Source organism: Saliphagus sp. GCM10025334, from assembly GCF_042663485.1.
Taxonomy (GTDB): domain Archaea; phylum Halobacteriota; class Halobacteria; order Halobacteriales; family Natrialbaceae; genus Natronosalvus.
The window spans coordinates 386,336-403,662 of sequence record NZ_JBHTAF010000003.1 but is presented as its reverse complement, the minus strand read 5'-3'; the positions used below and the strand labels follow the sequence as shown (position 1 = coordinate 403,662).

General features: G+C 65.3%; 15 protein-coding genes. 9 read left to right on the top strand and 6 right to left on the bottom strand.

Annotated elements, in window-relative coordinates:
- Positions 1-103 precede the first annotated feature (103 nt).
- Positions 104-1,459, top strand: a complete 1,356-nt coding sequence (locus ACFQO4_RS14230; protein ID WP_500261539.1) for an ATP-grasp domain-containing protein — start codon at positions 104-106, stop codon at positions 1,457-1,459.
- 84 nt (positions 1,460-1,543) lie between these two features.
- Here the strand turns inward: ACFQO4_RS14230 and ACFQO4_RS14225 are convergent, their stop codons facing one another.
- Entirely contained in the window at positions 1,544-2,341 is a 798-nt protein-coding gene (locus tag ACFQO4_RS14225; RefSeq protein ID WP_500261538.1) for a DUF8593 domain-containing protein, read from the bottom strand.
- A 286-nt stretch (positions 2,342-2,627) separates the two neighbouring features.
- Here ACFQO4_RS14225 and ACFQO4_RS14220 point away from each other — a divergent pair, with 286 nt between their 5' ends.
- The 3 genes from ACFQO4_RS14220 (at position 2,628) to ACFQO4_RS14210 (ending at position 6,127) form a co-directional block, all read left to right on the top strand.
- The gene (locus ACFQO4_RS14220) at positions 2,628-3,230 is read left to right on the top strand and encodes a DNA-3-methyladenine glycosylase family protein (RefSeq protein ID WP_500261537.1); all 603 of its coding nucleotides are present in this window, start codon (positions 2,628-2,630) and stop codon (positions 3,228-3,230) included.
- A gap of 202 nt (positions 3,231-3,432) precedes the next feature.
- Positions 3,433-5,508 carry an LVIVD repeat-containing protein gene (locus ACFQO4_RS14215; protein ID WP_500261536.1) on the top strand — a complete coding sequence of 692 codons (2,076 nt, stop codon included), beginning with the start codon at positions 3,433-3,435 and terminating at the stop codon, positions 5,506-5,508.
- Between the two features lie 70 nt (positions 5,509-5,578).
- Complete coding sequence (locus ACFQO4_RS14210; protein WP_500261535.1) at positions 5,579-6,127, top strand: metal-dependent hydrolase; 549 nt, start codon at positions 5,579-5,581, stop codon at positions 6,125-6,127.
- 9 nt (positions 6,128-6,136) lie between these two features.
- On the opposite strand, the gene ACFQO4_RS14205 is transcribed toward ACFQO4_RS14210, so the two are convergent.
- From ACFQO4_RS14205 to ACFQO4_RS14195, 3 genes are all read right to left on the bottom strand, one after another.
- Positions 6,137-8,785: a heavy metal translocating P-type ATPase gene (locus ACFQO4_RS14205; protein WP_500261534.1), complete on the bottom strand. Its 2,649-nt coding sequence runs from the start codon at positions 8,783-8,785 to the stop codon at positions 6,137-6,139.
- Positions 8,786-8,947: 162 nt separating this feature from the next.
- Positions 8,948-9,703, bottom strand: a complete 756-nt coding sequence (locus tag ACFQO4_RS14200) for a helix-turn-helix domain-containing protein (RefSeq protein ID WP_500261533.1) — start codon at positions 9,701-9,703, stop codon at positions 8,948-8,950.
- A 51-nt stretch (positions 9,704-9,754) separates the two neighbouring features.
- The gene (locus tag ACFQO4_RS14195; protein ID WP_500261532.1) at positions 9,755-10,324 is read right to left on the bottom strand and encodes a DUF8170 family protein; all 570 of its coding nucleotides are present in this window, start codon (positions 10,322-10,324) and stop codon (positions 9,755-9,757) included.
- 217 nt (positions 10,325-10,541) lie between these two features.
- On the opposite strand from ACFQO4_RS14195, the gene ACFQO4_RS14190 reads away from it, so the two are divergent.
- The 3 genes from ACFQO4_RS14190 to ACFQO4_RS14180 all read left to right on the top strand — a co-directional run bounded on the left by ACFQO4_RS14190 (position 10,542) and on the right by ACFQO4_RS14180 (position 12,819).
- Positions 10,542-10,976 (top strand): winged helix-turn-helix domain-containing protein, encoded by a 435-nt coding sequence (locus ACFQO4_RS14190; RefSeq protein ID WP_500261531.1) that lies wholly within the window; start codon positions 10,542-10,544, stop codon positions 10,974-10,976.
- A 202-nt stretch (positions 10,977-11,178) separates the two neighbouring features.
- Complete coding sequence (locus ACFQO4_RS14185; protein ID WP_500261530.1) at positions 11,179-11,877, top strand: haloacid dehalogenase type II; 699 nt, start codon at positions 11,179-11,181, stop codon at positions 11,875-11,877.
- Between the two features lie 105 nt (positions 11,878-11,982).
- Positions 11,983-12,819, top strand: coding sequence for an alpha/beta fold hydrolase (locus ACFQO4_RS14180; RefSeq protein WP_500261529.1), 837 nt, complete (start codon positions 11,983-11,985; stop codon positions 12,817-12,819).
- Between the two features lie 14 nt (positions 12,820-12,833).
- Here the strand turns inward: ACFQO4_RS14180 and ACFQO4_RS14175 are convergent, their stop codons facing one another.
- On the bottom strand, positions 12,834-12,932 hold the full coding sequence (locus ACFQO4_RS14175; RefSeq protein WP_254157729.1) for a C2H2-type zinc finger protein: 99 nt from the start codon (positions 12,930-12,932) through the stop codon (positions 12,834-12,836).
- 318 nt (positions 12,933-13,250) lie between these two features.
- Here ACFQO4_RS14175 and ACFQO4_RS14170 point away from each other — a divergent pair, with 318 nt between their 5' ends.
- The gene (locus ACFQO4_RS14170; protein ID WP_500261528.1) at positions 13,251-13,700 is read left to right on the top strand and encodes a hypothetical protein; all 450 of its coding nucleotides are present in this window, start codon (positions 13,251-13,253) and stop codon (positions 13,698-13,700) included.
- 382 nt (positions 13,701-14,082) lie between these two features.
- On the opposite strand, the gene ACFQO4_RS14165 is transcribed toward ACFQO4_RS14170, so the two are convergent.
- The gene (locus ACFQO4_RS14165; RefSeq protein ID WP_500261527.1) at positions 14,083-15,234 is read right to left on the bottom strand and encodes an acyl-CoA dehydrogenase family protein; all 1,152 of its coding nucleotides are present in this window, start codon (positions 15,232-15,234) and stop codon (positions 14,083-14,085) included.
- 114 nt (positions 15,235-15,348) lie between these two features.
- Here ACFQO4_RS14165 and ACFQO4_RS14160 point away from each other — a divergent pair, with 114 nt between their 5' ends.
- Positions 15,349-17,325, top strand: a complete 1,977-nt coding sequence (locus ACFQO4_RS14160) for a 3-hydroxyacyl-CoA dehydrogenase/enoyl-CoA hydratase family protein (RefSeq protein ID WP_500261526.1) — start codon at positions 15,349-15,351, stop codon at positions 17,323-17,325.
- Positions 17,326-17,327: the final 2 nt, after the last annotated feature.

Sequence of the window (17,327 nt, the reverse complement as noted above, 5' to 3'; positions counted from 1 at the left end):
CCCTCGAACTGTTCTTCTCTCCAAGGGGATCGACGGGCTGAACCGTTCACACGGACGGCGAGAACTGATAACGCTTTTCCGCGCAGCCAGAGTTTCGTCGATTATGACAGCCGCCGATTCCGTCACGGTGGGGGTACTGAGTCTACACACGAGCAAGGAGTCGAAGGCGATTCTCAACGCAGTCGAGGAACTGGGCCACGAGACGGCGTGGCTTCGCGAGGAGAACACGACGATCAGCGTCGACGACGGCTCGGTCACCCTCGAGCCCGACGTCGACGTCATCGCGAACCGAATGCTGCTCTCGAACACCGAACAGCCCTGCGAGGAACTCGGGCTGGCTGATACCCTCAGTCGGCTGGTTCCGATGCTCAACGAACCGTCGGCCACGTTGACGGCGTCACACAAGCTGGCGACGGCGGCGGCGCTCGCGTCGGCCGACATTCAGGTGCCCGACGTCTTCCTCTCGCTCAGCACTGAGCGATTGAACGCGAACCGGGATCGGTTCGGCGAGGAGGCGGTCTACAAGACGGCGATCGGGACCCACGGGGGCGGGACCTGGAAGGTCGGCCCCAACGACCCCGTCAACTCGAAGGTCGGGAACCGCTACGCCTTCCTCCAGAAGCTGATCGACCGCGACGGGGAGCGCCACCGCGACATCCGTGTCTACGTCGTTGGCGACGAGGTCGTCGGCGCGATGTACCGCTACGCGCCCGACAACGACTGGCGGACGAACGTCGCCGTCGGCGGATCGGTCGAGGACGCCACCGACGAACTTCCCGAAGAAGTCACCGACATCGCCGTCGACTCGGCCCAAATCGTTGGCCTCGACTACGCTGGCGTCGACATCGTCGAGGGGGACGACGGCTGGTTCGTCCTTGAGGTCAATCCGACGGCCGGATTCAAGGGCCTCTACCAGGCGACCCACGTCAGCCCGGCCCCCTACATCGCGAAACTCGCCATCGAGCGGGCGGGCGGGGAGGTCGACGACGGGCGCGTCTGGGAACTCTCGGCGAACCTTGACGACTCCACGCCCTCTGCGATGCCCGAGAGGCTCACCACGACGGACGGCGAGGCCGCGATCATCGGCTACACCGAGGAGGTCGTCCTCTCTGGAACCAGCGGGTCGAAGTCCGTCTACGCCAAGTCCGACACGGGGGCGACGCGGACCAGCATCGACACGCGCCTGGCCGCCGACATCGGCGCCGGCCCGATCAAGTCGATCACGCGGGTGAAGTCGGGCAGCAGTAAGACTTCGAAGAGTCGCCCCGTCGTCGACGTGGTCGTCGGCGTCGGCGGCAATCAGCACACCGTCACCGCGAGCGTCGAGGACCGCAGTCACATGGACTACCCGGTCATCCTCGGCCGCGACATCCTCGGGAACTACCAGGTCGACGTGAGTCGGCGCGTCGACGGCGACGTGCCCGATAGCCCGGAGGAGGAAGAAGAGAGCCTCGAGTAGCTCAAAGTAAGGGAATCTCGCGCAGTCGCGGGAAAATGACCCTCGAGTTGTCGCCGGAAAAGGACCCTCGAGTAGCGCCCCAACTCATTCTCGAGTCGACTCCGTCGGGGCGACGATCACGGATTCGTCGGTCACGTCTACAACCTTCGAACGGTCGATCGAAACCGAGCCCTCTTCTTGGCGTCCCCAGCCGAGTCGCGCCCTGAGCCGTTCTGCGAGCCCGGCCCCGGATTCGACGAGAAGGTGCTCGTCGGTGACGCCGGCGACGGTGCCGAGTCGTTCCCCCGCGGTATCGACGACCGGCTTTCCCTCGTCGGTCTCGCCGAGTCGATCACCGCCCTCCGAGCGTTCCGTTCGCCGGCCCGCTCGCGGCGTCGAGCGCGCGCCGCCGCCCATCGGCGCCTGTTCTTCGCGGACGACGACGCCGCCACCCATCGGCTCCTCGTGATCGATCGATTCGGCGCCGCCGCCCATCGGCACGATTTCGTCCTGGTACTCTCCGCCAGCGGGTTCTGCGGGATCGATCTCGATCTTTAGCGCCTCCTCGTCGGCGAGTGCCTGCTCGAGCGCCGGTCGATCGATGCCGGTTCGTCGAGCGACGCGCGCTCGAGACGTGAGCGCGAAGTACCCGACCTCCTGCGGGTTCGGGTCGTCCTCGAGGTGGACGAACGCCAGGTCGTACCGATCGAGGACGTCCGCGAAGGCGCCCCACTCGAGTTCGCGGTGGTTCCCGTTTGGCGAAACGTTCTCCCGGTGGACGAAGGTGTACGTCCGCTCGCCGCCCTCCTCGACGACGACGGGGCGGGCGTGGCGGTCGGCGGCCCAGCGTTCGATGCGGTCGGGGTCGGTCGTCACCCAGGCGGTCGCGTGGTCGTCGGCCATACGGTCCGGCCGTCGTCCACCATCCCAAATCGTCCGGACTGTTTCGGTCGACAGGCGGCGATTGCCCCGTGATCGACGCCGCGTCGGTCTCCATTTCGTCGTCTCAGTTCGTCTTCAAGCGGCAAATAGGATGGCTCAGTCGGCCGATCTGCGCACAGCGTTCGATTACGAGCGGGGGAGGGGGACAAGACGGCGAGTAACCGTAGCTTTCGCGGGAAACGGGAGACGGATTGGCCGGAGTGCCTCGAGCAACGACCTTTTGCCCGCTCCGTCCTTCTTTCCGTCAATGTCGACGCAGGCAGCAGCCGAAGACGTCCTTCGGCGCGATCCGATCATGGCCGACCTCGTCGAACGGTACGACCTCGCGCCGATCGACTCCTCGATGAGCGAGTACGAACGGCTCCTCGTCTCGATCATCAACCAGCAGTTGTCGACGGCCTCCGCGATGGCCGTCCGCGAGCGCACGTTCGACGTCCTGGACCAGGAGATTACGCCGAGGCGCGTCCTCGAGGTCGAGGACGAACCGCTGCTCCAGGCGGGACTGAGCCGGTCGAAGGTCGAGTACGCCCGAAACGCCGCCGAGGCGTTTCTCGAGCGCGACCTCACCAGGGAGGGGCTGGCCGATCACACGAACGACGAGGTGCGCGAGGAACTGACCGCGATTCGGGGCGTCGGTGACTGGACGGCCCGCATGTACCTCCTGTTCGTCCTGGAGCGCCCCGACGTGCTCCCGCTCGGCGACCTCGCCGTCCGACGGGGAATCGAAGCGTTGTACAACGGCGGGGAGGAACTCTCTCGAGCGAAAATGCGCGAAATCGCCGAACCGTGGCGACCCCATCGGAGTCTGGCGACACGGTACATCTGGGCGGACTACGAATCGGACGACTAACTGGAGTTGGCGAACTGGCGCGATCGGCGGGCGCTCGAGGACGTGACGGAACGACTAGCTATATTATTCGAAGTGAATAACTACAATAGATGGAGTGATAGGTCCGCAAAATCGAGGCGGATCACCGTTCGGCGAAAGGTGTTGACGCGTTTGTCAAAACGCACTAAAGGCGTTCCATGGTACCACGGGTCGCAGGGATACGATGCCAGCACGTGACACACTCGAGAGCGAGACCAGACGAGCGGTACTCCGAGCGGCTGCCGGGGCGATGGGCGTCGCCGCAGTCGGCGGAACCGCGGGGGCGCACAAGGAGTCGACCAACGGGGGCACCGGCGAGCAGTTCGACGGCGAGCAACGGGACGCGGCGGCGAACACCGCGGTCGTCGGCTACCACAGCGCTGGCGGCGTCGGGCCGGCTTCCCTCTCCGGACAGCCAGCGGATCCTCACTACGGCGGATTCAGCGAATTCCGGGTCCACGACGACCTGGCGTTCGCGTCCGTCTTCTCCTCGCGAGACGAGACGCCCGACAGGGGGCTGGCGATATTCGACGTGAGCGACTTCACGCGCGCCGAATCCCGTGACGACCTCGAGACGGCCGAAATCGGCTGTCTGGCCTTTTACCGGAACGAGAACGACGCGGCGGCGGTGATGGACGTCAAACTCAGCGACGATGGGCAGTACGCGTTCTGCTCGAAACAACCGGTCAACGCGCTATTCGACGAGTCCGACGGCTCGACCGGGACGGACGACCACGACGGCGGGGCCGACGGCGCGGCCCTCGAGGTCGTCGACGTCTCCGATCCGGGGAATCCGGAACTCGTCACTCAGACGACGCTGTCGGTGTGGGTGCTCGGCCCCCACAACGCCTGGTACCACCAGATCGGCGGCCGCGAGTACGTCTTCACCGCCCACGGCGAGGACGGCGTCACCGGCGGGATCAACGTCTTCGAGTTCGACCGCGACCTCGGCACGATCGAGCACGTCAACTGGTGGAACTACGACAGCGAACTCGGTGAACCCGAAACCGGCACCGAGGGCGGGGCCTACTACACCCACGACGTCGTCGTGCAGGACGATCCTCGATACGGGATCCCGGTCCTCTACGACGCCAACTGGAACGCCGGCGTGCGGATCCTCGACGCGAGCGATCCGACGGACCTCGAGGAACTGGGCGTCTTCGAGATGGACCGCGCGCACCACGCCGTCCCCGCGCCGACGCTCCTCGGCGGCAAGCGCGTGTTCGTCGCGGGTCACGAGACGCCCGCGAGTCACGAGGACCAGGGGTACGTCCGTACCGACGGCGAATCCGGGCACTACTACCTCGTCGACGCCGACCCGCTCGACGCGGTGATCGATGGCGACGCCGATCCCGTCTACCTCGGCATTTCGACGACGCTCCTCGAGGACGGTGTCGAACCCGCGAGCAGGGAAGCGTTCGACATGTACGGCGACGCCGTCGAAGACGATGGACCGACTACCGAACTCGACCACTGGATCCTCTTCGAGTCGACTGACCAGACGTTCGAAGAGACATCAGGTTTCGAACACGAAGCCGCCGACGACGACTGGACCTACGAGGGGTTCGACGATTTCAACCTGAGCGCGCACAACTTCGACATCGACACCGACGGCACCGTCGTGGCGGGCCACTATCACGCCGGAACCCGGTTCCTGCAGATTACCGACGACTTCGCTCTCGAGGAGACCGGCTACTCTCGCGTCGGTCCCGACGTACCCGAGGACGCGACGCTCGCGGATCTGACCACTGGAACGCCGTTTCACTGGTCCGCCGTGATTCGTAACGGCGTCACCTTCTCGGGCGGGATCAACGCGGGACCCCAGGCGATCGCCCACGACGGTATCGAGGTGGGCGGCGACACGCCGATCGACCTCGAGATCGACCGGGAGGCCGACGCCTCGCTGTTCACCGCCGGCCAGACGAGCCAGGTTCGCGTTCACGTGGACGCCGACGAACCCGTCCGCGTTCGGGATCGGATCCCCGTCGACTGGGAGGTCGTCGCCGGCGACGTGACCGTCGAGGTACTCGACGGCTATCGAAAGGTCGTAACCTTCGACGACACCGTCGAGGAGGGCACGCTTCGATACTACGTCGAGGTCCCCGACGACGCGACGGACAGCTACGCCGTCGGCCCGCTCGAGTACGCCCGACCGATCGTCGAAGCGGACTACGGTGGCGGCGTTTCGGCGAACAACCGCCTCTGGCGGAAGGCGAATGGCGAAGTCGACATCTCGACGGTGGTCGGACTCGAGACCTGATCGGACATCGGGTGGATCGACCCATCGGAGACGGCCACATTCTTTGAACGGTCGCGGAGAAGGTCGATACGTGCAGCCCGTCGTCCACCCCGTCGTCGGCTACCTCTGTTACGCAGCGTACGCACGGTGGAGCCACGGTGAGCCACCGCGCGACGAACCGGCGCTCGTCGCCGTCCTCACGGCTGGCCTCGCCGACCTGCTCGACAAGCCGTTGGCCGCCGCGGGCGTCGTCGAGGTCGGTCGAACGGTCGGTCACTCCCTCCTGTTCGCCGTTCCGGTCGTGGCCGTCGCCTGGATCCTCGCTGCTCGAGCCGATCGGCGGGACCTCGGGGTCGCCGTCGCTATCGGGTACGGCTCGCACGTTCTCGCGGATCTCCCCTGGCACGTGTTGTCCGGGGACTACGCGGAACTGGGGTTCCTGCTATGGCCGGTGACCCACATGCCGGCGTACACGGGAGTCAAGCCCCTCGGCCTCGGTGCCGTCGCGGGTCTCGAGGCGACGACGCTGTGGCTCGAGGCGGTCATCCTGGTCGCCGGCATCGTGCTTTGGTGGATCGACGGGCGGCCGGGCGTCGGAGTCGCTGGGACCGCCATTGGTCGACTACGCGAACGTGGATAATCGGCCGGTTCAGGCGGACGAAGCGTCGTCTGGCGTCTCCGGTTCCACTCGCGAGAGTCGCATGGCGTTGCCCGTCACGGCGAGGCTCATCCCCATGTCGCCGATCACGACGGCGTGGATGATCGTCACCAGCCCGAACGGGGCCCCCGCAGCCAGCACCGCCTTGACGGCGAGGCTCGACCCGATGTTCTGACGGATCACGCCGTTGGCCGTTCCCGAGAGCCGGTAGAGGTACGGCAGTCGGGTGAGGTCGTCGCCCATCAGGGCCACGTCGGCGGTCTCGAGGGCGGTGTCGGTCCCGGCGGCCCCCATCGCGATGCCGACGCTTGCGGTGGCCAGGGCGGGGGCGTCGTTGATGCCGTCGCCGACCATCGCGACGGTTCTTTCGGCACCTGACGAATCGCCTCCCTCGAGCTCTCGAATTGCCTCGAGTTTCTCCTCTGGGAGCAGCTCTGCGTGGTACTCGTCGATGCCGACCGCTTCGGCGATGGCGCGGGCGGTTCCCTCGTTGTCGCCGGTGAGCATGACGACGCGAACGCCCTGCTCCTGGAGTTTCGAAACGGCCCACGCGGCCTCAGGACGAACCCGGTCCGCGACGGCGACCAGCCCCAGGAGGCGGTCGTCGGTGCCGACCAGCACGACCGTCTTTCCCTCGGACTCGAGTCGGGGGACCACCGTTTGCAGGAGGTCGAGGCAGTCCTCGCGGCTACACTGGGGTTGGGCGTCGACGGTTCCCGAAATATCGGCGAGCGAGAGGTCCCCGGTCCTATCCTCGGCCTCGGCCTTGGCCCCGGACCCACCGTCGGTACGTACGTGCGTGTGCTCAAGGTCCAGCCCCAGGCCGTCGAACAGGTCCGGCTTGCCGACGTAGTGGCGCTCGCCGTCGAGGTCGCCCCGGACGCCGCGGCCGGTGAGCGCCTCGAAGCCTGTCACCGTCGCGTCGGCGCTCCCGTCGATCCCCCGCTCGTCCGCGTAGCCGACGATGGCCTCGCCGACCGGGTGCTCGCTCCGCCGTTCCAGGGCCGCTGCTCTGGCCAGCACGTCGGCCTCGTCGGCTCCCTCTAGGGCGACCACGTCGGTCACCGAGAGCTCGCCGGTGGTCAGCGTCCCCGTCTTGTCGACGGCGAGGACGTCACTCTCGCCTACCGCCTCGAGGTACCGACCGCCCTTGATCAGCACGCCGTTTTTCGCGGCGCTCGTGATTCCCGAGACGACGCTGACGGGCGTCGAAATGACGAACGCGCAGGGACAGGCGATCACCAGCAGGGTGAGCCCCCGGAGGAACCACGTGTTCCAGTTGGCGCCGACGAGCAGCGGCGGTCCAACTGCCAGCGCGACCGCCGAAACGACGACGATCGGCGTGTAGACGGACGCGAACCGGTCGACCATCCGCTCGCGGTTCGTCCGTTCGCGCTCGGCGTCGGCGACGAGATCGACGATCCGGGCGATCGTGGACTCGCCCGCCGTGCTCGTGACTTCGACCTCGAGGTAGCCTGACTCGACGATCGTCCCCGCGTAGACCTCGTCGCCGCTCGAGCGGTCGACGGGGACGCTCTCGCCGGTGATCGGCGACTGGTCGACCGCGCTGGTGCCCGCGCGGACGACGCCATCGGCGGGAATCTTCTCGCCAGGCCGGACGACGACGGTGTCTCCCGGCTCGAGGAGGTCCGCGGGGACGGTCTCCTCTTCGCCGTCCGCGCGCTTGACGGTCGCTGTCTCCGGCGAGAGTTCCATCAACTCCCGCAGGGAGTCGCGGGCACGGTCCATCGAGAACCGCTCGAGCAACTCCGCGACGCTGAACAGGACGGCGAGCATCGCCCCCTCGAAGGGGTGGTGGGCCGCGACGCTGGCCAGGATCCCGGCGCTCATCAGGAAGTCGATGTCGAGGCTCCGCGCCCGAAGGGAGTAGTAGCCGCTTCGCAGCACCGGCGTCCCGGCGACGGCCGCCCCCGCGATGAACAGCAGGTGGGAGATGGCGAACTCCCGACCCACCACGGTAGCGACGATCGGGTTCGCACTCGTGAGGACGAACGCCAGCACCATCCCGACCGCGAGGAACACGGCGCCGATCGCCGTCGTCAGGGCTCGTCGGGTTCGCCAGATCGGCGTCGACTCCTCGTACTCGGGGCTCCCGTCGTCACTCGAGAGCGGGCGAGCGTCGTAGCCGGCGCCTTCGATCGCGGCGACGACGGTTTCGTCGACGTCGGACGCCGACTGGGTGCCCGACTTTGAGGTACCTGCGTCGGCTACCGTCACCGTCACGCGCCCCGATCCAGGGAGTGTCTCGACCGACTCCAGGTCCTCGAGGTCCGCGAGCGCTCGCTCGACCTTGCTGGCACACGAGGTACAGTCCATCCCCGGGACCGCGTAGGCTCGTTCGCCGTTCCGGTCGGTGTGATCGCCGTCGTCTCGGCGGGTCGACACCACCACGTCGTAGCCGACGCCCTCGATTCGTGCGCGAATCTCGCTCTCGTCGGTTCGGTCCGGGTCGTAGCGCACGAGGAGGCGGCCGCTGGCGACGGCGGGATCGATCTCGGCGATGCCGTCGACTCCCTTCAGGCTCCGTTCGATTTTCGTCGCACACGACGAACAGTCCATCTCCGGCACCCGCACCTCGAGTTCGGCTGTTCGGGTGCCATCGACGGCTCGATCACTCATTACTGGCGAGTACGGTCCCGGCACCTATACCGCTTATTTGGCGCACGCCAACTTCTGGTTCGGCCGGCGTGGGTCGACCCCACGTTGCGACCCGGGTCGACTGCACGTCACGACGGGGACCAACCGCAATAAAATGCAGGCGACAGCTCCCTCAACGACCGGCTATCGAGCGGCCAGCACGGCCTCGAGCGAGTCGTCGCTCGCGACCACCGACTGCGCGAGGGCGGCCTCGGCCCGACGGAGGCGATAGGAGAGCGTCGAGCGCGGGATCTCGAGGGCCTCGGCCAGCTCCGAAAGTTCGACCGCGCGAGGGGTCTCGTAGTACCCGGCCTCGACCGCCGCCCGGAGGGCCTCGAGCTGGTCGCTTGATAGTCCCAGCCCGTCGTCGGGGCTGGCATCGAGCGAGCGGTCGGGGTCCACGTCGGTCAGGCGCAGCATCTCGATCCCGGTACACTCGCCGACCTCGGCGTCGAGCGCGTCGAAGAAGTCGTGGATCGGCGCCTCGTCGCCGAGGACGATCCGCCAGCGGTGGCGCCGGCCCTCGCGGTCGGTCTCGAACAGCAGCCCGGGCCCGAAGTGCTCGAGCGCCAGGTGAGGAACCGAGGTACACTCCTCCGTCCGCTCCCAGAACGTGTAGACGATGCGCGTGTCGCTCGAGCGGTCGAGCACCTGGGTCTCACAGGAGGCTCCGCAGTCGTCCCTGACGAGGCAGTCCGCGAAGTAGGCGGCGTCCTGGTAGGCGGCCTCGAGAGCCTCGAGGGCCTCGGTCGGCCCGGTCGCGTGGTCGACCCGCCAGAGACTGTCGGGGGTGACGTGACACGACAGCGACCGAATCCGCGCGTCGGGGTGGTCCGCGAGTACGTCCGCCACGGGGTTGGTCCCGGGGTCGTACTCGAGGGCGAAGACGAACTCTCTCATTGGCGGGAGTAAGGGGCAGCGGACAAAAAGGGTTCCTGCGGGACGGTGAGACTACGGAATCGACTCCGTCCGCTCGCGGAGTTCGGATTCGGTCGACCACTCGAGGAGTTGGCCTTCGTCGTCCAGCAACTCGAAGAAGTGGGCGATCATTGCATCGAACGCCTCGTACTCGGCCTCTCGATCCTCGTACGCGCGCTTCAGTGCCCACGTCTTCTCTCGCAGCGGCGGGTGCGACAGCGCTCCAGCTTCCCACTCGTGGCCGCCGCGATTGTGTTCGAAGACGCCGACGACAGTGTCGACTCGACGGACGAGTACGTGAAACTTGAGTGCGAAGTTCGTCGTGAACTCGGGGACCGCCTTCATCAGAAACGCGTGATCGTTGGGCCGACGCTCGTCCAGAACGTCTCGAACCGCGACCAGTCGCGTCTCTTCCTCGTCGCCGTAGCTCCCGATGACGAAGTAGGATCGGTCGCTGTAGAGCACGCGGGTAAACGCGTCGTGATCCTCGAAGACGGCCCGCTTCAGGGCCTGCACGTCTTCCGGCGTCAGCGACCGGTCGGCCGTCGTCTCGAGGGTCTCGAGCACGTCGTCGACAGCCTCGAGTCGATCGTCTCCGTCCATTGTCGTATTTATCAGACGAAATGCCGTGGAATAGTGGTGTCGATTCGGTCGGCGGTCGACGTTACAGCGATCGATTCAGTTAGAATCGTTCTAGTTACAACCAGTGTAGTTATAATCGTTTCAGTTATAACCAGTACAGCTACAACCAGTACAGTTACGACTGTCACAGTTCGGACCCAAACGATTAAACCGGCGGTCGACGTAGTTATCGATAGCCATGTCCCACGACGCCCGCGCACCCGACCCGTCGACAGTGGACGCAAGTGCCGAAAGTACGGAGTGGGACCGACTACGGCTCATCACCCAGCCGACTCGAGCGGCGCTGCTCAGCGACATTCTCGGCCACCCGAAGGAGTCTCCCAGCGTTCGCGAGTTCGACTACCGCAATCCGGACGTCAAACGGAGCACCATCGAGTACCACCTCCAGGAGCTGGTCGAGGCCGGCGTCGTCGAGAAGATCACGCTCCCGAAAGGCGAGCGGAAACGGGACCTCCCGTCGACGTTCTACGGATTGACCGACGAGGGCTACGACCTGCTCGAGCGCCACGGCCTCCTCGAGGAGCAACCGGTCTGGAAGGCGGTCGACGAACGCCTCGAGAAGCCACCCGAGATCCGGGCGGCCGAGGAACTCGAGCGCGTGACGGACGCGTAGCCACGATCGGCGACGAGTGCTTCGACCTCTCTGACTGATTTGGTCCGTCCAGCGAGCCACAGTACACGCTCTTCGGCACGCGAGGGGCGCTGCCGACTCGAAGTGACCGTCCGCTCGCGTCGTCGCACGGGGCGCAGGCGAGAGGTTCGGTGGCCGACCAGACCAGCCAAGCTATTTCGACGTCGGCCGCGAATCGAACGGTATGTCCTCGTCCTTCGATCCCGACGCGGTCGAGTCGGTCGCGTTCGATTCGTACGGCACGCTCGTGGACGTCTCGGGGGTCGCCGACGCCCTCGAGCCCCACCTCGAGCAGTCCGATCCGGCCCTCGTCGCGACGATCTGGCGCCAGCGCTCGCTAGCATACGCGATGGTCGGCAACGCCATCGGTGAGTACGACACGTTCTACGCGATGAACCGCCACGCCCTGCGATTCGCGCTCGAGACGGTCGGCGTCGACCTCGAGGAAGACGAGCGCGAGGACGTGCTCTCGACGTACCACGAACTGCCCGTGTTCGACGACGTTCGCGACGGGATCGAGCGCGTTCGCGACCTCGGGTACGACTGTTACGTCGTCTCGAACGGCAACGAGGCGATGCTCGAGTCGCTGGTCGATCACGCCGATCTGGAGAACCTGCTCGTCGACACGATCAGCGCGGACGAGGTCGAGCAGTTCAAGCCGGAATCAGAACTGTATCGCCACGCCGCCGACCGAATCGACGTCTCGGTCGAGTCGGTCGCGTTCGTCGGCGCGGGCTGGTGGGACGTTCCGGGCGCGATGAACGCCGGGATGCAGGGTGTTTGGATCAATCGACAGGACACGCTCTGGGGCCCGTACGACGTCGAACCCGACCTGACGATCGAGACGATCCACGACCTCGCGGCCGAACTCGAGAAGGCGTAACTTCAAAGAACTCGTCCGCTCTCGTCCCCGTCGACTCCGGTCGTCCCCTCCCGTGCGGAAGCAAGCCCAAGCACTATTGACAGTGGTGTGGCAGCGCGACAGGGTATGGAGTACGAACGCTGGACGACCGAGCAGCGGACGGAAACGGTATCCGTCGACGAACACGACCTCGAGGTCGCCTACTACGACGAGGGCGACGGCGAGCCGATAGTATTCTGTCACGGCATCCCGACGTCCTCGTTCCTCTGGCGCGAAATCGCCCCACCGCTCGCCGACGACTACCGCGTGATCGTCCCCGACATGGTGGGGTACGGAAACTCGGCGATGCACGACGGGTTCGACCGCTCGATCAGGGCCCAAGAGGAGATGATCGACGGACTGCTCGACGAACTGGGCGTCGACCCCGTTACGTTCGTCGGTCACGACCTCGGCGGGGGCGTCGGACTCCGGTACGCCGTCCACGAACCCGAGGCGGTCGATCGACTCGTCCTCTCGAACGCGGTCAGCTACGACTCCTGGCCGATCGAGACGATCGTCGATCTCGGTATTCCGTCGACCATCGACGAGATGAGCGTCGACGACGTGCAGGAGATGGTCGAAAAGATCTTCCGCAGCACCCTCGCTGGCGATCCCGACGAGGCGTTCCTGGAGGGGATGCTCGCGCCGTGGAACTCCGAGGAAGGAATCGTCTCGCTCTCGCGAAACGCCATCGCGACGAACACGAGCCACACGACCGAGATCGATCCCGGCGAGGTTACAGCGCGGACGCTGCTGTTGTGGGGTGGCGACGACGAATTTCAGCCGATGGAGTACGCGGAACGACTCGAGTCGGACGTTTCCGACGCGGAACTCGTCGGCCTCGACGGGGCGAACCACTGGGTGATGGTCGACCAGCCGGAGGCGTACCTCGATCGGCTTCGCTCGTTCCTCGAGAGTGCGTGAAAGCGCCTGAACGACTACATCTCGTCCCGGTGTTCCTCCTGGTTGTGTTCCTGTAGCTGTTCTTCGCTATCGAACGTTGCTCCACAGAGGTTGCATTCGTGTTCGTCTGCCATGGTGCGGGGTAACTGGCACCATTCTGCAATAAGTAACATCGGCCGTCGGTCGCAAGCACGACCGTCGTCGATTCCGCAGCCGGGTGCTCGGCTTTTTGCTGTTCCCGCGACTACCGTCGCTCTGGTTCCCTCGTTGCTGTCGGGAAGTTGAGCACCACACCGCGTCGCGATACGACAGTGGCGGCCGTCCAGAGCGGACTGGTCGTTGCTCTCGTCGAGAAGCGATTGCTCGATGGGGTGGCATGGGTCGGCAGTGGGTGAGCGTAGCGGATCCCTCGAAAGAGGGTTGTCACTGGTTCGCGTAGTAATAACGGACGCATGAGCGATCGTGAATGGTTCCGGGGGCTGTGGACGTTCTACCTCGAGTACACCAGAACGGGGATGCACACGGCGACCGCGGCGGCGTTCGCCATCTTCGCGCTCCTGGTGTTCGTCGATTCGCTCTTCGCCGTGCTCGCGATCGGCGTGTACGTCGTGCCTCCCGTGGTGTTCTACGTGCTCGAGCGGGATCCGTCGATAGCCGATGACGTGCATGGGGACGAGGGTGCAACACCGAATAAAACGCCGGGCGAAACGGCCGTCGACAGCGGTTTCGATGACCGAATCACGGGTGATGGCGATACGGATTCGGATACAGACACGGATTCCGACAGCGATGACGGCGATACGGACTCAGATTCGGATAGCGACGACGGTGATACGGACACGGATTCGGACAGTGACGATGGTGATTCGGACTCCGATTTCGATACGTCCTCACTGGAGTAATCGAACGTTCCCGACTCCCGGCTCGAGGAACGATGCAATCACAACCCGACGAGACGGTAGTGGCCGAGCGCGCGGCTCGAGCGACAGCGAGAGGCGGGCGCTCCAACGGAAACGCGCGTTTTCGAGCATCGCGAACGCGTCGCGTTCGCTCAACAGGGAAGGGCAGGCAATCACAGCATCACTACCGCGAGCGAATGCAGTAAGCGAGCGGGCCGACGAGCGACCACCGGGAGTGAGGAGTGCTTTTCGTCCAGCTTTTATCGAGGGACACTTCGCTGTGCGGTGAAGCCGTCAGCGAAGCAGACCGTGGTTCGAAACGCCTTTGGCGTTTCGTCATCACGAAAGAGTTCGCACTTTCGAACGACAGAATAAAAGGTGGGTCTTAGAACCCTTTCCCGAGCATCTCGCGGGCGATGATGTTCTTCTGGATCTCCGTCGTGCCCTCGTAGATCTGGGTGATCTTCGCGTCACGGTAGAGACGCTCGACGGGGAAGTCGTTGACGTAGCCGGCGCCGCCATGGATCTGGACGGCCTCGTCGGCGACGTCGACGGCGATACGAGAGGCGTACTCCTTGGCCATCGAAGCCAGTTGCGTGATGTCCTCGCCCTGGTCGACGTTCCAGGCGGCCTTGTAGGTCAGGTTGCGGGCGGCCTCAGTTTTAGTCGCCATGTCAGCGAGTTTGTGCTGGATCGCCTGGAACTCCGAGATGGACTTGCCGAACTGCTCGCGATCCTGGGCGTACTCGAGGGCGGCCTCGGTGGCTCCCTTCGCAATGCCGACGCCCTGTGCCGCGACGGCGGTGCGGGTCTCGTCGAAGAACTGCATCTGCTGGAGGAAGGCGGCGTCTTTGGTCCCAACGAGGTTCTCCTCGGGGACGCGCACGTCGTCCAGGATCACTTCGGCGGTGTCCGACGCGCGGATGCCGAGTTTGCCGGTGATCTTCTCGGTCGAGACGCCGTCGCGGTCGGTCTCGACGATGAACTGGCTGAAGCCGTTGTAGCGGCCCTCTGCGTCGGGGTTCGTCTTCGTGAGGACGACGAGGAAGTCGGCGACCGTGCCGTTGGTGATCCACATCTTGTTGCCGTTGATGACCCACTCGTTGCCGTCCTTCTCGGCGCGCGTGGAGACGGAGGAGACGTCCGAGCCGGTGTCGGGTTCCGAAATCGCGGCGCCCGAAACCGCTTCACCCAGCGCAACAGGCTCCAGGTACTCTTCTTTCTGTTCTTCGGTCCCGAAGTTCATGATCGCCTCACAGCCGAAGGAGGTGGCGACAATCGAGAGCGCGATGCCGGGATCGACGGCGAACAGTTCCTCGGTGATGATGGCGGTGTCGAGGATCGAGTAGCCCGCACCGCCGTACTCCATCGGGATGTAGGCGCCCGTCAGGCCCATCTCGGCGGCCTTTTCGACGACGTCGTGGGGATATTTTTCCTCGACGTCGTACTCGGTCGCGACCGGTTTGATCTCGTTTTCGGCGAAGCGCCTGACTTCCTCGCGGATCTGTTGTTGTTCGTCGGTGAGTCCGAAATCCATAGCCCTAGATTCCTGCCTGAACGATAAAGAACTTTGTAACCGGAACTAAACTCGAGAACAGTTGTTCCTGTCGAGAGGGAAACGTTGAAACGGGTGCCAGACGCATACGTTCCCATGGAACTGGAGGATATCAACACCATCGCAGTTCTCGGAGCGGGGAACATGGGCCACGGGATCGCCGAGGTGGCGGCGCTCGCGGGCTACGACGTGAACCTGCGTGACATAAAAGAGGAGTTCGTCCAGAACGGCTACGACCAGATCGAGTGGTCACTGGGCAAACTGGCCGAAAACGACCAGATCACCGACGAGGTCGCCGACGACACCCTCGAGCGGATCACGCCGTTGGTCGACGTGGAGGAGTCGGTCGCCGATGCCGACGTCGTCATCGAGGCCGTTCCCGAGAAGATGGACATCAAGAAGGACGTCTACGGCGAGGTCGAACAGTACGCGCCCGACCGCGCCATCTTCGCGACGAACACCTCCTCGCTGTCGATCACCGAGCTCTCGGAAGTCACCGATCGACCCGACCAGTTCTGCGGGATGCACTTCTTCAACCCGCCGATCCGGATGCCGCTGGTCGAGGTCATCTCCGGGGCACACACCGCCGACGAAACGCTCGACGTGATCGAGGCGCTCGCCGAGGACGTCGACAAATCGCCGGTTCGAGTCCACAAGGACAGCCCTGGCTTCATCGTGAACCGCGTGCTCGTCCCGCTGATGAACGAGGCGGCCTGGATGGTCTACGAGGACGAGGCCACCGTCGCCGAGGTCGACTCGACGGCGAAGTTCGACATGGGGCTCCCGATGGGCCTGTTCGAACTCACCGACCAGGTGGGTCTCGACGTGGGGCTACACGTCCAGGAGTACATGCACGAGACCCTCGGCGAGGCGTACGCCCCGTGCCCGATGACCGAAGAGAAAGTCGAGGCCGAGGAACTCGGGAAGAAGACCGGTAAGGGCGTTTACGACTACGAGGACGGCGAGGGCGTCCAGATCCCGACCGACGAAGGGAAAGAGTGGATCGCCGACCGCCTGCTCGCCGTGATGGCCGACGAGGTCGCCCAACTGATCGACGACGACGTGGCCGGCCCGGACGCCATCGACGAGGCGATGAAACTCGGCGCGGGCTTCCCGGACGGCCCGGCGAAGATGAGCGATCAGCGCGGCCTCGCTGACCTGTTCGAGGCCCTCGAGGACGCCTACGACGAGAGCGGTGCGGCGCGACACGAGCCTTCGGACGCCCTCCGGGAGTTCGCGGACGAGGGCAGCTTTTACGGGCCCGACGAGGAGGGCGACGGCGAACTCGAGTTCGAGACCATCCGCGTCGAGTACCCCGGCAACATGGTCGGCCACGTGGTCATCGACCGGCCCCACCGGATGAACACGATCAGTTCGGAACTCCTCTCGGAACTGAGCGAGGCCATCGACGTCTTCGGGGACGACGACGAGGTGCGGGCGATCCTCATTACCGGCGAGGGCGAGAAGGCCTTCTCCGCAGGTGCTGACGTCCAGAGCATGGCCGCGGGCGGGGCCGACCCGCTCGGTGCGATCGAGCTCTCGAAACAGGGTCAGGACACCTTCGGCAAACTCGAGTCCTGTGATATGCCCGTCGTCGCCGGCATCGACGGCTACTGTCTCGGCGGCGGGATGGAACTGGCGACCTGCGCTGACATCCGGATCGCCTCCGAGCGCTCGGAACTCGGTCAGCCAGAACTCAACCTCGGATTGATTCCCGGCTGGGGCGGCACTCAGCGGCTCAAGCACATCGTCGGCGAGGGCCGCGCGAAGGAGATCATCCTCACGGCCGACCGCTACGAGGCCGAGACGATGGCAGACTACGGTTTCGTCAACGAGGTCGTGGGTAACGACGAACTGCTCGAGGAGGCCCTCGACCTCGCTGAGAAACTCGCTGGCGGACCGCCGATCGCCCAGCGCTTCACCAAGCGGGCGATGCTCGCCGGCCGCGACGACACCGACGCGGGACTCGAACTCGAGGCCGCAGCGTTCGGTCACCTGATGGCTACCGACGACCTCATGACGGGGATCACCGCGTTCATGAGTGGGGACGACGCGGAGTTCGAGGGCAAGTAAGC